A 15,103-nucleotide genomic window follows, 5' to 3' on the forward strand; every position below is an offset into this window, starting at 1 on the left:
AGTGTGTATCAGGAAAACCCTGGTGCACACTTTTTTTATTCCTAAAACTCAAATTTTAACTGAACATCCATCACTTTTTCATCGTTGTCTGTGGCATTGTTTAAATTGGATACTGAGATTCCCAAAAGCCTGACGGATTCCTTTATTTTTTCCTGATACAGCAGTTCCCTTACTGTATTCAGTAAAACGCTTTTATCCTTTACATAATGAGGAAGTGTTTTGCTTCTTGTTTGCAAAGAAAAATCACTGTATTTAATCTTTAAGGTTATGGTTTTACCCGCAATTTTTGAACGAATTAACCTGTTTTCAAGTTCTTCGGCTATTGTTTCCAGTCGTTCCATCATAAATATTTCGGAAGTAAGGTTCTTGCGAAAGGTATGCTCTGCTGCAACAGATTTCTGAATCCTGTTTGGCTTGACTTCGCTAAAATGCTCTCCCCTGACCACCTTAAAATAATGTTCACCTGAATTCTTAAAATGCTCCGTAAGAAAGTCAAGAGATTTCGATTTCAGATCGCGTCCTGTAAAAATTCCCAACTTAAACATCTTAGCAGCCGTTACTTTTCCTATTCCAAAGAATTTCTCTATGGGTAAGTCTTCCAAAAATGCTTCTACTTCTTCGGGAGGAATTGTTTTTTGTCCGTTAGGCTTATTGATGTCCGAAGCAATCTTTGCCACAAATTTACTGTTGGAGATACCTGCAGAAGCTCTTAAACCAACCTCTTCAAAGATACGGTTTCGTATTTCCTTTGCGATTAGTGTTGCCGAAGGATGCATCATTTTATTTTCGGTCACATCCAAATAAGCCTCGTCAAGAGACAAAGGTTCTACCAAATCTGTATACTCAAAAAAAATGGCCCGTATTTGTTTAGAAATCTCCTTATATCTTGAAAATCTCGGTTTTACAAAGATGAGGTCAGGACAGTTCTTTCTGGCCATAACACCGCTCATGGCCGACCTTACCCCATATTTTCTGGCCTCATAACTAGCCGCTGCCACCACACCTCTTTCTTCTCCTCCACCTACAGCAACAGGCTTCCCTATTAGTTCGGGTTGATCCATTTGCTCAACAGAGGCGTAAAAGGCATCCATATCAACGTGAATGATCTTTTTATGTGCTTGGGTAACCATGATGATAAAACTACAAAATTAAGTAATGACAAAGCCCTAAACATCATGTAATCGCGATTGAAAAATGATAAAAATGACTTACTTTTGCTGCATGTCTAGAAAAAAGAAATTTCACTTATTTGAAAATATTGAGGTGGTCGATACAGCTGCCAAAGGTAAATCTGTGGCCAAATCACCTGACGGACGCGTTGTCTTTCTCAGTAATGCTGTTCCGGGAGATATAGTTGATATCCGGACCGGGAGAAAAAGAAAGTCCTATTTTGAAGGAAAAGCAGTTAAGTTTCATCATTTGTCCGACAAAAGAGTTGAACCTGTTTGTGAGCATTTTGGAGTTTGCGGGGGCTGTAAATGGCAGCACATGAATTATAAAGACCAACTAATTTACAAACAAAAGGAAGTGACCAATAACCTCCTTAGAATCGGACACCTGGATCTTCCTGAAATCACGCCAATCGCAGCTTGTAAAAGTATCTATTTTTACAGAAACAAAATGGAATTCTCTTTTTCAGATTCGAGATGGCTAACGGAGGAAGAACTGAAAAGTGATATTGAATTTGAAGACAAAAACGCATGTGGCTTTCATATTCCGGGGATGTGGGATAAGATCTTAGACATTAAAAAATGTCATCTTCAGGAAGATCCTTCCAATACTATTCGCAATTCTGTAAAAAACTTCGCCATAGAGAACGAAATATCTTTTTTTAATCCAAGGCAAAGAACTGGATTGTTAAGAACCCTGATGATCAGGATCAGTTCAACAGGAGAAATCATGGTTGTGGTTCAGTTTTTTAAAGAAGATAAGACGAAACGTGAATTGCTGTTAAATTATTTAAAAGAAACATTTGCAGAAATAACCTCCTTACAATATATCATCAACGAGAAAGGAAATGATTCAATCTATGATCAGGATATTTTATTGTTTAGCGGGAGAGACCATATTTTTGAAGAAATGGAAGGGCTTACATTCAAAATTAATGCAAAGTCTTTTTATCAGACAAATTCGTCACAAGCCTATGAATTGTATAAAATAGCCCGGGATTTTGCCAACTTAACAGGCGATGAGATCGTTTACGATCTCTATACCGGAACAGGAACAATTGCACAATTTGTTGCTTCAAAAGCAAAAAAAGTCATTGGCGTGGAGGCTGTACCCGAAGCCATTGAAGATGCAAAAGAGAATGCCAGATTAAACGGAATCGATAATACGGTTTTTTACGACGGTGATATGGCCAAGGTGTTTACCCAGGAGTTTATTGAACAAAACGGACAGCCTGACCTGATCATTACAGATCCGCCAAGAGATGGAATGCACAAAAAGGTAGTGGCCCAAATTTTAAATATTTTACCTGAAAAAGTTGTTTATATTAGCTGTAATTCGGCCACTCAGGCGAGGGATCTTGCGCTGATGAAAGAAGAATATGTCATAGAAAAATCTCAAGCTGTAGATATGTTTCCACAAACACATCATGTTGAAAATGTAGTGCTTTTAAAACGCAGAAAATAGAGATGAGAAGTTTTTTAAAACTGATATTGATTCTTATGGTTTTTGTAATTCAGTTGAGTTGCGAAAGGGATGAAATATGTCTTGAGGAAATAACCCCTAAACTTGTCATTCGCTTTTACAATGAAGCCAACCCCAACGAATTAAAATCGGTTCTCGGTCTTACAGTTAAGATAGAAGGAATCGAAGGCGATTACTCGAATGAAACCATCAGTAATTTTACTGATTCTATTGCTATTCCAATTCCCGTCACCGAAAACAGAACCAATTTCATTTTGAGAATTCCAAGCAATGATCAGACTATTGAGATTAATCCCGACACGCTGACTTTGGTCTATTCGCAGGAAGATGTATATATATCAAGGTCCTGTGGTTACAAGACCATCTATAATGATGCCTCTGCATCCATTGTGCAGGATGATGATAATTGGATAAAAAACCTTGATACGAAAACCGATGAATTTCAAGTAATTGACGAAAATACAGCTCATGTTAAAATATACCATTAACATCATCCTTCTATTGACCTGTTCCGCTTTATTCGCTCAATTAGGGGAAAAAAGTCAAGACACTGTTACGTATAAAGACAGGTACGGGCTCAGAGTGGGTATAGATGTTGTTCGTCCCATATATTCTGTTTTCAGTGAAGACATGAAAGGTTTTGAAATAGTGGGTGACTACCGCCTGACCAAAAGATTCTATCTGGCTACAGAACTTGGGTATCGAGATCAAATACGCCAGGAAGATTTTTTTAATTTTTCAACCAAAGGTCAGTACATTAAGCTTGGGGCGGATTACAACGCGTATAAGAATTGGTTGGGAATGGAGAATGTTATCGTGGTCGGGTTGAGATACGCGTTTAGTACTTTTAGCCAAACCATTAATGAATATACCATAAATACGGATCCATTTTTACCTGTAAGAACCGAAACAGAAGGAACAACCTATGAAGGATTAAACGGTCAGTGGGTTGAATTGGTATTGGGATTAAAAGTTGAAGTTCTGCACAATGTTTTTTTGGGAGTATCCTTTAGAGGAAACACACTCATCTCATCCAAACAACCGGATAATTTTAAAAATCTTTATATACCCGGATTTGAGCGTGTATTTTCAAATAATAACGGGTTTAGTTTTAATTATACGGTATCCTATTTGATTCCACTCTATAGAAAATAAGGTAGTTGCAATGGATAAAAACATCATCTCTTTGTTTACTTTTGGCCTGGTTCTCCTTACAATTGGAGGTATTGGTACTTTTTTTGACTGGGATCAATCGATGATCTTTATTGGACTTGGCCTGACCCTCGAATCACTGGCACTGCTTTTGTTTGCCTGGAAACGTATAAAAAAGAAATGAATTATTCCAACCCCGTTACCATTGTTCTTGCCTCTGTCATGGTTACGGTACTATCTTTAAAAATCAAGGAAGATTGCTATTATTGTTTTTTAGGCGTGTTTTTTATCGGGCTTATTTTATTTATCTTTGGACTTGTTAAATTCTGGAAACGACGCAATGGCTAAGAAAAATTTAAACAGTTTGTCTGACCTTGGAGGCTTTGTATTTTCAACCAACCAAGAGGAGGATTTCTCTGAGTATTCAGAGCAATCGGAAATATCGCTTAAACCTGAGGAACAAAGACTTGAGGCACATTTTTCAAACAAGGGAAGAGGAGGAAAAACGGTTACGGTCATTTCAGGTTATCAGGGAACAGAATCCGACCTCAAATCCCTGGCTAAATTGTTAAAAACAAAATGCGGTGTTGGAGGAAGTGTAAAGGAAGGAGAAATAATCATTCAGGGGAATTATCGCGATAAGATCATGACTATCCTTAAACAAGAGGGATATCAGGTTAAAAGGGTCGGAGGATAAAACAGAAGACACTTTTCCCTGTTTTCAACTATTAATATCTTACTATTTCATGCGAACTATTGGCCCTTCTGAACTCATCATTAACCCTGATGGCAGCATTTATCATATCAATCTGAAACCGGAGCACATTGCTCCGACCATTATTTTCGTAGGCGATCAGGATCGTGTTGAAAAAGTTGCCAGACATTTTGATCATATTGAATTCTCAACGCAGAAGAGAGAATTCAAAACCATTGTAGGCAGCATAAAAAACAAGAGATTTACGGTGATTTCCACAGGAATTGGCCCTGACAACATTGACATTGTTCTCAACGAGATAGATGCCCTTGTCAACATCGATCTTAAAAGCAGGGAGATTAAAAATCAGCTTACTAGTCTCGAAATAGTTCGAATAGGCACTTCGGGATCATTGCAACACGACATTCCGGTGGATTCCATTGTTCTTGGAAAATACGGGATGGGATTTGACGGGGTACTGCATTTTTATCAAAATCAAGGCATATTTGAAACCAAACTGGAAAACGCTTTTATTGATCATAGCGGCTATCCAAAAGAAAGGTCGAGACCTTATATTGTGAAAAACAATCCAATTCTGGAAGAAAAACTGTTATCTGAGCAGATATTTGCTGGAATTACGGCTACTGCAGGGGGTTTTTATGGCCCACAAGGCAGAGTTCTCAGACTGTCGGTGCAAGACAACCTGATGAACAAAAAAATTGAAAACTTTAAGCATGGTCAATTGCGAATAACAAATATGGAAATGGAAACTTCTGTGATTTACGGGCTTTCCAGGCTTCTTGGCCACCGGGCCGTATCAATGAACGCTATTATTGCGAACAGGGCAGATCTCACGTTCAGCAAGGATCCATACGCTGCGGTCGAAAACCTTATCAGGTATACCCTGGACAAGCTTAGCTCATAATTTTTGCGTTTTTTTATACTAAAGACATTTTTCAAACGTTTATACATAGATCTCCCTTGATTAATATAAACCTAAAATTAACCCTATGAAAAAGTTAGTCTATTTATTAGTTTTTGTTGTTGCTTCGGCAAGTTTAGCTTCCTGTGGTGGATCAAGTGCGAGTTGTGCTACATCTGACAAGTACATTATTAAAAATATGAAATTTGAGAATCAGGAAATGGTTCTTTCAAAAAAATTCAAAACAAGCGATGAGATCATCAACTAATTTGAATTTATAAATCACCTAAAACCGTCAATTCACATTGACGGTTTTTTTTTGTTTTAAAAAATAAAAAAGAAAAGGCTTGTCAAAATTATGAGACTTTGTAATTTTACACAAACCAAAACACAATGCCAAACACCAAGTATATTTTTGTTACAGGAGGAGTTAGTTCATCTCTTGGGAAAGGAATTATAGCTGCTTCTCTAGCAAAATTATTACAATCAAGCGGATTTTCTGTTACCATTCAAAAACTGGATCCCTATATCAACGTAGATCCAGGAACACTTAATCCCTATGAACATGGAGAGTGCTTTGTGACAAATGACGGAGCAGAAACAGACCTCGACCTTGGTCACTATGAACGCTTTTTAAATATCCCCACTTCTCAGGCAAACAACGTCACTACCGGAAGAATCTATCAAACTGTTATCAATAAAGAAAGAAAAGGTGATTACCTCGGAAAAACCGTTCAGATCATTCCACATATCACCAACGAGATCAAAAGACGCATAAAAATTCTTGGTCAAACAGGTGAATATGACATTGTGATTACCGAAATTGGAGGAACTGTGGGCGATATTGAATCATTGCCCTATGTTGAATCTGTCAGACAATTAAAATGGGATCTGGGTAAACACAATGCGATTGTAATTCACCTGACCTTAATTCCCTATCTGGCAGCAGCCAAGGAATTAAAGACCAAACCAACCCAACATTCGGTAAAAGAGCTCATGCAAAGCGGTGTTAGTCCTGATATCCTGGTTTGCAGAACAGAACATCACATCGGAGATGATATCAAAAGAAAACTTGCCTTATTCTGTAATGTTGATAAAGGAGCGATTATCGAATCCATTGATGCAGATACCATATATGATGTACCTAATTTGATGCTGAGCGAAGGTTTACATAAGGTTGTTCTTGAAAAACTCGACCTGGAAGCTTCCAAAGAACCGGTGTTAACCCGTTGGAATGAATTTCTGAGTAATTATAAGCATCCTCAGGGCAGCGTTGAGATTGGACTGGTAGGTAAATATATTGAATTGCAGGATGCCTATAAATCGATATTGGAGGCACTTGATCATGCAGGTGCCCAGAACAAATTAAAGGTGAACATCCACCCTATTCATTCTGAAGATCTGAATGAACAGAATGTCTCCGAAAAACTAAAAGGCCTCCAAGGACTGATAGTCGCACCGGGTTTTGGCGACAGAGGGATAGAAGGAAAGATCGCCGCGGTTCAATACGTAAGAGAAAACAACATTCCTTTTTTGGGAATTTGTCTTGGAATGCAAATGGCGGTTATTGAATTTGCAAGAAATGTTTTACATCTTAAAAACGCGAATTCGACCGAAATGAGCAGGTCCACACCTCACCCTGTTATAGATATCATGGAAGATCAAAAAATGGTAACAGAAAAAGGTGGAACAATGAGACTGGGGGCATGGGATTGTCAATTGGAAAAAGGTTCAATGGCCTATAAGATCTATGGGAAGGAAATGATAAGTGAAAGACACAGACATCGTTATGAATACAACAACGACTATCTTAAAAAACTAACGGATTCCGGTTTAATTGCCACCGGTTTAAATCCAAAAACGGGCCTGGTTGAAATTGTTGAAATTCCAGAACATAAATGGTTTATGGGTGTTCAATACCATCCTGAATACAAAAGTACTGTCTTAAATCCACATCCATTATTCGTGGCATTCGTATCAGCCTGTTCTGATAAAGCATAAAAAAAAGCGGCTTAAAGCCGCTTTTTTAATATCCAGTTGTATAATTTATTCTTTGGTTTCCTCAGCTTCAGCTTCCTCTTTTAAAGGCGTTTCTACTTTTTTAAGGTCCATTTTGCATTTCGGACAATTTCCTTCTTCAGTATAGGTCTTCTCTCCTTCACATTTCATTGGACACTGATAGGCACCCATCGCCATTTCATAACCGTAATCGTGACCGTGTTCTCCAGTTTGATCTTCTTTGTTAAGTTCTTTTTCGTCATTAACAACCTTATTTGTTTCAGCCTCGTTTTTAACCTGCTTACACGCTGTAAAGACAAAAATGAAGACAATTAACCACATTGCTATTTTGCTCACTTTATTCATATTTAAATTTTTTGATTTTGCTGTACAAATATACCCGAAAATAGCAATATTTATCATCAGTCATCCAAGGATTGTGCAGTTAATTTTTAATTCGCAATTTTTAAGCCGGCGGGTTTAGGTTTTAACATGGCCATCAGATGCCACAGGCTTTCTGTCAAAACTCAAAAGCCATGATGTAGTCTCATCAAAATTAGAACTCCAGAAGCCTGATATTCAAAACATGTACAACATAGTTGTGAATAAAACTGCGAGGGAAATAATGAGGGTAACTATTTTTTCTAAAACTTGTAACATACATTCAAATTTAGAACAAATTGATAAACAACAGGAAGGTCGGTTTTTAAATTTTTGTTAAATTATTTCCCTTAATCTTAACTGTTTGTAATAAAACGCCGGAAGGAGTAACAAGACAAAAAGAGGATGAATGATAAATCTTCTAATGTAAAAGGCAAATAAATATCCATGAGCCAATTCACCTTTTAAAATTATAAAAAACACAATGCTTAAAATGATAAAAGCAATCACATAGAATTTTATAGAAAAGATCACAAAACTCTTGTTCTGAAAAGCAACAAAAATGATAACCAAAGAAACAAAGGTGTTTAATCCATACCTGAAGATCAGGCTCATCAATAATTTTGATCCGCTGAATAAGGGTATCGGATCATAGAGATAATCATTTTTAAAATATTCAATAAAGGGGTCATAGAACAATTGCTGTTCAAATGCCCTTATCAGAACGAGAACAAAGAAGAGCACCAGAATAATCATGATGCGGTATTTTTTATCCATTTTTCCCAGTTTTCAGATTTGAAAAAAACTTCACCCAAGTGACCCATAAAACAAAAGTCAGCCCATAAATCACTGATGGAAACAAAAGGTCGTGCAGGATTGTCTGATATTCCGGAAACTTGTGATACAAAATACTCAATGCGATAATCCTAAGCACATTAACGATATATATCAGTATACTTCCAAATAATCCAAATAAAAATGTATTGAGAAAACTTCCTGAAAAGGCAATGATAAATGCCAGAAAAAGAATGATAATACTCACAGAGTTACACCCTTCGATAATACGTGAAACATAATTTCCGTCCAACATAAATTTGATGGATAATTCGTCCGGATGTTGTTCGATTGAGGCATCATAACCAAGCATTTGTGAGGTTTTGTAAACGTGTTGAGCCACAGTTGCGGTTAAAGGAGAACATACAAAAACATCTGTTTTCTGCTGGGTTTTATGCAGGTAAAAAGAATATGCACCGAAAAGAATAAAATAGGTAGCAAAGAATTTTACTAAAAAAACAATTATGGCTTTATTTTTATGCAAAGATTGAATAGTTTTACCTTTTCAAATTTATAGGAAAGATTTAGAATAAATGATAATTGAGAATAAAATTACGCAAATAATTAACAGTGAAGTTTCCAATGCTGAAAAACTCCAGCAAATATGTAATCTGTTAAAAAAAAACATTCCCCATTTTCATTGGGTGGGATTCTATTTTATAAATGGAGACAAGAAAGAACTCAAATTGGCTCAGTTTGCCGGGAAACCAACTGAACATACCATCATTCCATTTGGAAAAGGTATTTGTGGACAGGTTGCATTGAGCAATGAAAACTTTGTGGTTCAAGATGTTACAGAACAAGACAATTATATTTCCTGTGGAATGGAGGTAAAATCTGAAATTGTCGTCCCAATTTTCCAGAATAACAAAAATATTGGACAGATAGATATTGATTCACACGACGTGGCTCCATTCTCAAATGACGATGAATCTTTACTGGAATTCATTTGCAGCGAAGTGGCTTCACTCAATCTGGATACTGTTCTCAACCGGGATCCATCCTAAACCTAATGATCAGGGCAGAAACAAAGGTTATAATCGCTATGAGCCCAACCGAATAATTGATACTCAGGAGGTCTGCTACAATGCCCGTCAAAATGGCTCCAACAGCATAGCCTAGATCCCTCCACAACCTGAAAACCCCAATACTTTCAGCTCTTTGAACCGGATTGGTATGGGCAGCTATTCCTGCCAAAAAAGTAGGATAAACCATGGCGGTACCGATTCCCAATAAAGCTGACAACACTATAAACTGATTAAAATCAACGGTAATCGTCATCAACAACAAAGCTATAGCCTGCAGTAGCATGCCCCAAAACAAAAGACCTCTTTTAGAAAGTATATCGGCCAGTTTACCGGTAAAAAGCTGACCCAGTCCCCATACGGCCGGATATACTGAAACGATAAGGCCAATTTGCTTCAAGTCGAAATCAAGACCGGCAAGCAGTATCGGGAACAAGCCCCAGACCATGCCATCATTGAGGTTATTAACCATTCCTGCCTGAGATATGGATCCCAGGTTATTATTTCTCCATGTCGTTTCCCAGAATACGTGTTGCAGCATATCTTTCTCACTTGCCTTTGATTCCATGGCAACATGATGTTTTGTATCTTTAATAAAGAAAATTGAGAACAACAATCCTAATACCGAGATAAGGATCCCTATATAAAAGGGATATGGCATCAAACCGTAATTGGATGCGATCCAACCTGTAAAAAAGGCTACTCCTCCTACAGCTATATATCCCGCTGCTTCATTAAATCCCATGGCGAGCCCTCGATCTTTTTCCCCAACAAGGTCAATTTTCATCACAACAGTGCTTGACCATGTCAAACCCTGATTGATTCCCAAAAGTAAATTTGCAAAAATTACCCATGACCAATTAGGTGCATGGATAAGTATAAAAGGTATTGGAATAGCAATTATCCATCCCAGAATTAATAAATTCTTTCTTCCTAACTTGTCGGCAAGGGCTCCGGTAAAATAATTGGTTATCGCTTTTGACACCCCGAAAATAATGATAAAAGACAAAATTGTCGTCTTTACCTTTAAACCGAATTTCTCTTCAGCCAGCTGAGGTAAAATTGTTCTTTCCAATCCGACCATGCCTCCGACAAAAACATTCACAATGACCAGCAATAGAAATTGCTTCCAATTATACTTTAATCCAAGTCCAATCTTCTGTGCCAAATTAAAACAATTACGTTAACAGCAGTTTTAGAATACTAAGCCAACCAAAGATAGACTTTCTTTCTAAAGTTTTTCTCAGTCCCTTTCTATTCTGTTCAAAAGTTTCGGGCAAAACTCAATAATATGTCGATCAGTTCGGTTGTTGATCAAGATTGTTTTCTTACTTTTGGGGCATATTTTCACCACTAATTATGAACAAAACTAAAAAAGTAAAATCGGCCCTTATCTCTGTATTTCACAAAGACGGATTGGAGCCTATCGCGAAAAAACTGGATGCTTTAGGTGTCACGATTTTTTCAACCGGCGGAACAGAAAAATTCATCAGGGATCTCGGTATAGATGTGGTTCCTGTGGAAGAACTTACCAGTTATCCTTCAATACTTGGGGGCCGGGTGAAAACCTTGCATCCAAAAGTATTTGGAGGTATCCTTGGCAGAAGAGAAAACGCCAATGACCTGTCTCAACTCGCTGAATATAAAATCCCTGAAATAGACGTCGTAATTGTTGATCTCTATCCGTTTGAGAAAACTGTTTCCAGTGGTGCTGAAGAACAAGATATTATTGAAAAGATTGATATCGGCGGGATTTCACTAATCAGAGCGGCAGCCAAGAATTTCAAAGACGTAATCTGCGTCTCGAGCATGACACAGTATGACGAGTTTTTGAATATCCTGTCGAAAGATGGAGGAAATATCGGCCTTAATGATCGCAGGAATTTTGCCGCAAAAGCGTTTAGTGTTTCCAGTCATTACGATACGGCTATATTTAAATATTTGAACCAGGAAGCCGGAGAAGTGGAATTTAGGGAAAGCTATGACCAGGTAAAAGCCTTGCGCTATGGAGAGAACCCACATCAAAAAGGTTACTTCTTTGGAAATCTTGATGCCCTTTTTGACAAATTACACGGAAAAGAACTCTCTTATAACAACCTGTTGGATGTAGATGCAGCTGTCAACTTGTTAAACGAATTTAAAGGTGAGTCCCCTACTTTTGCCATATTAAAACACAATAATGCCTGTGGCCTTGCCCAAAGAGATACAATCGAGCAGGCCTATAAAGATGCTTTGGCCGGCGATCCTATTTCTGCCTTTGGAGGAATTTTGATCTCTAATACCGCTATAAACACTGAAACAGCAAAAGAAATCCACAAGTTATTTTGCGAGGTTGTGATTGCGCCTTCTTATGATGCGGAGGCACTGGAAATATTAAAAGGAAAGAAGAACAGAATTATATTGGTTCAAAAAGATATTGCATTGCCTGTTTTTAATTATCGGACAGCATTAAACGGGGTCCTTTCCCAAGAAAAGGATGCTATTACTGATCAGCGCTCAGACCTTACAAATGTTACTGATTTAAAGCCTTCTGACCGCGAGGTCGACGATCTTCTGTTTGCATCAAAGATCTGCAAACATACCAAATCAAATACCATCGTTATCGTAAAAAACAAACAGTTATTTGCGAGCGGCACGGGGCAGACATCCAGGGTAGACGCTTTAAATCAAGCCATAGCCAAAGCAAATCATTTTAAATTTGATCTTAAGGGGTCGGTCATGGCAAGCGATGCTTTTTTTCCTTTCCCTGATTGTGTGGAAATCGCTGACAAGGCCGGCATCACTTCAGTTATTCAGCCGGGTGGCTCGATAAAAGACCAGTTATCAGTTGATTACTGCAATGCGCATCGTATGTCAATGGTTTGCACCGGAACCCGACATTTTAAGCATTAAACGCTGCGGTAAAAGGCCGGTCACATTCAAAAAATTCCCTCATTTTCTGATCTTAAACTGATAAAAACATTGCCTTAAAATAGTTCCAACTATTTTAAAGCAATGGCTTTACTAATTGCTTAAATTTATTACATTTGTGACATTCACAATACAAACAAGTTAACACGAGATCATTTTATGGGGTTTTTTGACTTTATGACCGAAGATATTGCAATCGATTTAGGGACTGCAAATACTTTAATCATTCACAAAGGAAAAGTTGTTGTCGACAGTCCGTCAATAGTTGCGATTGATAGAACTACCAACAAAATCATTGCTATCGGTAAAAAGGCAAATCTGATGCAGGGAAAAACTCACGAAAATATTAAGACTATCCGACCTTTAAAGGATGGTGTAATAGCTGATTTTGAGGCCTCTGAACAGATGATTCGTGAGTTTATCAAGAATATCCCAACCATTAAAAAACGTTTTTTCAGACCTTCACTCAGAATGGTGATCTGTATTCCCTCAGGAATTACAGAAGTTGAAAAAAGGGCGGTTAGGGATTCTGCTGAACAAATGAATGCAAAAGACATCTATTTGATCTATGAGCCTATGGCGGCCGCTATAGGTATCGGCATAGATATCATGCAACCCAAAGGAAACATGATCATTGATATTGGAGGCGGAACCACAGAAATTGCGGTTATCGCTTTAAGCGGAATAGTTTGCGACAAATCAGTGAAAGTAGCCGGAGATGTTTTTACCAGTGATATAGCTATGTACCTGAGAACACAGCATAATCTTTACATTGGTGAAACCACGGCCGAAAAAATAAAAATCCAAATAGGAGCAGCAACCGAAGAGCTTGAAACTCCTCCGGATGATATTTCCATTCAAGGTCGTGACCTTCTCAGCGGAAAACCAAAACAAATCGAGCTCTCTTACAGGGAAATAGCCAAGGCTCTTGAAAAATCTATCCTGCGTATTGAGGATGCTGTTATGGAAACCCTTTCACAAACTCCTCCCGAATTGGCTGCCGATATTTACAACACAGGGATTTACCTGGCAGGAGGTGGCTCCATGTTGAGAGGATTAGACAAAAGGTTATCTCGAAAAACAGATCTTCCTGTTTATGTTGCAGAAGATCCCCTTAGAGCAGTTGTGCGAGGTACAGGTATTGCTTTAAAGGATATTGAAAAATACAAAAGTGTTTTAATGAAATAGTAGCCTGATAAAATATTATGCAACAAATTATTTCATTCCTTTACAAGAATAAATTATTTATACTGTTTTTGTTGCTTGAAGTGTTTGCTGTTATTTTTACGATTCAGAGTCACTCATTTCACAAAAGTAAATTTGTTAATTCGGCAAATTTCTTGTCCGGAGGCATCTACAACAAAATCAATAATTTTAAAGAGTTTTTACTTCTTAAAAAGGAAAATGAACGTCTTAACGAAGAAAATGTCTATCTGAAAAACCTGCTGAGCCTTGAAGAAAAAGACATTGTTCAACATGACATGACAGTTATTGACACCCTAATTTTTAAGCAAAAATACCAATATACAGGGGCTAAGGTCATCAATAACAACTATAGAAAGAACAATAATTACTTAACGATAAACAAGGGTGCGAATCAAGGCCTTGAATCTGATCTTGGGGTCATCAACAGTAAGGGGATCGTAGGAATTACCAAAAGTGTTTCAGCAAATTACGCTACAGTGCTTTCAATTCTTAATGTAAACTCAAGAATAAATGCCAAATTACTTAATAGCGATCATTACGGCAGCCTGAGCTGGGATAACAACGATTACAATGTGGTTCAACTGCTCGACTTACCGATTCAGGCAGCCATCTATAAAGGAGATACAGTAGTTACAGGAGGAAAATCAACAATATTTCCTGAAGGAATCCCTATTGGAACTATTAAAGAATTTAAAACGCTTAACAATAATTACGAGTATATCGATATCTTGCTTTTTAATGACATGAGTTCTATAGGCTATGTCCAGGTAATTAAGAACTTTGACAAAATGGAAATCATAAACCTGGAAGAAAAATCGACAAATGAATAGGGAAACCATAAATAGCACCTTACTTTTTATCGGACTGATATTGTTACAGGTCATTGTACTTAATAATATCAACTTCCTGGGCTATATCAACCCGTATTTTTATATTTTTTTCATCTTTCTGTATCCAATCAGAAAAGATGATGTATTTATTTTAATTTTGAGTTTTCTTCTTGGACTGTCTATTGATATTTTTTCTGATTCAGGGGGAATCAATGCTGCAGCAACATTGTTTATAGCATTTATAAGAATCCCTGTTCTGCAAAGTGTCATTGGCAAAAGAGAAATTGAATACGGAACGATGACCATTTTTAAACTTCCATTTCCAAAAATGTTCCTCTATGTTTTGGTTCTTACATTCATCCATCACTTTATCGTTTTTGGAATGGAGTATTTTAAATGGAGTAAGTTTGGGATCATATTGATCAATACAGTTTTAACGAGTATTTTTACAATAATATTAACCTTGATAAGTTTTACCTTTGTCATGCGCAAAAGATAA

At 37.4% G+C, this 15,103-nt stretch carries 19 protein-coding genes; 14 read left to right on the plus strand and 5 right to left on the minus strand.

Annotated elements, in window-relative coordinates; translation table 11 throughout:
* Window positions 1–41: 41 nt before the first annotated feature.
* The gene (gene dinB, locus AABB81_RS06725; protein WP_342159438.1) at window positions 42–1,130 is read right to left on the minus strand and encodes a DNA polymerase IV; all 1,089 of its coding nucleotides are present in this window, start codon (window positions 1,128–1,130) and stop codon (window positions 42–44) included.
* 91 nt (window positions 1,131–1,221) lie between these two features.
* Here dinB and rlmD point away from each other — a divergent pair, with 91 nt between their 5' ends.
* The 9 genes from rlmD to AABB81_RS06770 all read left to right on the plus strand — a co-directional run bounded on the left by rlmD (window position 1,222) and on the right by AABB81_RS06770 (window position 7,421).
* Entirely contained in the window at window positions 1,222–2,634 is a 1,413-nt protein-coding gene (rlmD, locus tag AABB81_RS06730) for a 23S rRNA (uracil(1939)-C(5))-methyltransferase RlmD (protein ID WP_342159439.1), read from the plus strand.
* 2 nt (window positions 2,635–2,636) lie between these two features.
* The gene (locus AABB81_RS06735; RefSeq protein WP_342159440.1) at window positions 2,637–3,140 is read left to right on the plus strand and encodes a DUF6452 family protein; all 504 of its coding nucleotides are present in this window, start codon (window positions 2,637–2,639) and stop codon (window positions 3,138–3,140) included.
* The gene (locus AABB81_RS06740) at window positions 3,121–3,807 is read left to right on the plus strand and encodes a DUF6048 family protein (RefSeq protein WP_342159441.1); all 687 of its coding nucleotides are present in this window, start codon (window positions 3,121–3,123) and stop codon (window positions 3,805–3,807) included. The genes AABB81_RS06735 and AABB81_RS06740 overlap by 20 nt, the downstream gene beginning before the upstream one ends.
* A gap of 10 nt (window positions 3,808–3,817) precedes the next feature.
* Window positions 3,818–3,988, plus strand: a complete 171-nt coding sequence (locus AABB81_RS06745; RefSeq protein ID WP_342159442.1) for a hypothetical protein — start codon at window positions 3,818–3,820, stop codon at window positions 3,986–3,988.
* Window positions 3,985–4,152, plus strand: coding sequence for a hypothetical protein (locus AABB81_RS06750; RefSeq protein ID WP_342159443.1), 168 nt, complete (start codon window positions 3,985–3,987; stop codon window positions 4,150–4,152). The genes AABB81_RS06745 and AABB81_RS06750 overlap by 4 nt, the downstream gene beginning before the upstream one ends.
* Window positions 4,145–4,501 (plus strand): translation initiation factor, encoded by a 357-nt coding sequence (locus AABB81_RS06755; RefSeq protein ID WP_342159444.1) that lies wholly within the window; start codon window positions 4,145–4,147, stop codon window positions 4,499–4,501. Before AABB81_RS06750 ends, AABB81_RS06755 begins: the two co-directional genes overlap by 8 nt.
* Window positions 4,502–4,550: 49 nt before the next feature.
* Window positions 4,551–5,423, plus strand: coding sequence for a nucleoside phosphorylase (locus AABB81_RS06760; protein ID WP_342159446.1), 873 nt, complete (start codon window positions 4,551–4,553; stop codon window positions 5,421–5,423).
* A gap of 85 nt (window positions 5,424–5,508) precedes the next feature.
* On the plus strand, window positions 5,509–5,688 hold the full coding sequence (locus AABB81_RS06765; protein ID WP_342159447.1) for a hypothetical protein: 180 nt from the start codon (window positions 5,509–5,511) through the stop codon (window positions 5,686–5,688).
* Between the two features lie 125 nt (window positions 5,689–5,813).
* A complete protein-coding gene (locus tag AABB81_RS06770; protein WP_342159448.1) occupies window positions 5,814–7,421 on the plus strand; it encodes a CTP synthase in 1,608 nt (535 codons plus the stop codon).
* 45 nt (window positions 7,422–7,466) lie between these two features.
* On the opposite strand, the gene AABB81_RS06775 is transcribed toward AABB81_RS06770, so the two are convergent.
* The 3 genes from AABB81_RS06775 to xrtF all read right to left on the minus strand — a co-directional run bounded on the left by AABB81_RS06775 (window position 7,467) and on the right by xrtF (window position 9,117).
* On the minus strand, window positions 7,467–7,784 hold the full coding sequence (locus AABB81_RS06775) for a heavy metal-binding domain-containing protein (protein ID WP_342159450.1): 318 nt from the start codon (window positions 7,782–7,784) through the stop codon (window positions 7,467–7,469).
* Window positions 7,785–8,135: 351 nt separating this feature from the next.
* Window positions 8,136–8,576, minus strand: coding sequence for an exosortase F system-associated membrane protein (locus AABB81_RS06780; protein WP_342159452.1), 441 nt, complete (start codon window positions 8,574–8,576; stop codon window positions 8,136–8,138).
* Window positions 8,569–9,117: an exosortase family protein XrtF gene (gene xrtF, locus AABB81_RS06785; RefSeq protein ID WP_342159453.1), complete on the minus strand. Its 549-nt coding sequence runs from the start codon at window positions 9,115–9,117 to the stop codon at window positions 8,569–8,571. The genes AABB81_RS06780 and xrtF overlap by 8 nt, the downstream gene beginning before the upstream one ends.
* Before the next feature lie 49 nt (window positions 9,118–9,166).
* Here xrtF and AABB81_RS06790 point away from each other — a divergent pair, with 49 nt between their 5' ends.
* Entirely contained in the window at window positions 9,167–9,640 is a 474-nt protein-coding gene (locus tag AABB81_RS06790) for a GAF domain-containing protein (protein WP_342159454.1), read from the plus strand.
* Here the strand turns inward: AABB81_RS06790 and AABB81_RS06795 are convergent.
* Complete coding sequence (locus tag AABB81_RS06795) at window positions 9,621–10,826, minus strand: MFS transporter (RefSeq protein WP_342159456.1); 1,206 nt, start codon at window positions 10,824–10,826, stop codon at window positions 9,621–9,623. The genes AABB81_RS06790 and AABB81_RS06795 overlap by 20 nt on opposite strands.
* Before the next feature lie 191 nt (window positions 10,827–11,017).
* Here AABB81_RS06795 and purH point away from each other — a divergent pair, with 191 nt between their 5' ends.
* The 4 genes from purH (at window position 11,018) to mreD (ending at window position 15,103) form a co-directional block, all read left to right on the plus strand.
* Window positions 11,018–12,550, plus strand: coding sequence for a bifunctional phosphoribosylaminoimidazolecarboxamide formyltransferase/IMP cyclohydrolase (gene purH / locus AABB81_RS06800; RefSeq protein WP_342159457.1), 1,533 nt, complete (start codon window positions 11,018–11,020; stop codon window positions 12,548–12,550).
* A 177-nt stretch (window positions 12,551–12,727) separates the two neighbouring features.
* Window positions 12,728–13,756, plus strand: a complete 1,029-nt coding sequence (locus tag AABB81_RS06805) for a rod shape-determining protein (protein ID WP_342159458.1) — start codon at window positions 12,728–12,730, stop codon at window positions 13,754–13,756.
* 17 nt (window positions 13,757–13,773) lie between these two features.
* On the plus strand, window positions 13,774–14,604 hold the full coding sequence (mreC, locus tag AABB81_RS06810) for a rod shape-determining protein MreC (RefSeq protein WP_342159459.1): 831 nt from the start codon (window positions 13,774–13,776) through the stop codon (window positions 14,602–14,604).
* Window positions 14,597–15,103 carry a rod shape-determining protein MreD gene (mreD, locus tag AABB81_RS06815; RefSeq protein ID WP_342159460.1) on the plus strand — a complete coding sequence of 169 codons (507 nt, stop codon included), beginning with the start codon at window positions 14,597–14,599 and terminating at the stop codon, window positions 15,101–15,103. The genes mreC and mreD overlap by 8 nt, the downstream gene beginning before the upstream one ends.

The organism is Lutimonas vermicola, assembly GCF_038433205.1.
GTDB lineage: Bacteria > Bacteroidota > Bacteroidia > Flavobacteriales > Flavobacteriaceae > Lutimonas > Lutimonas vermicola.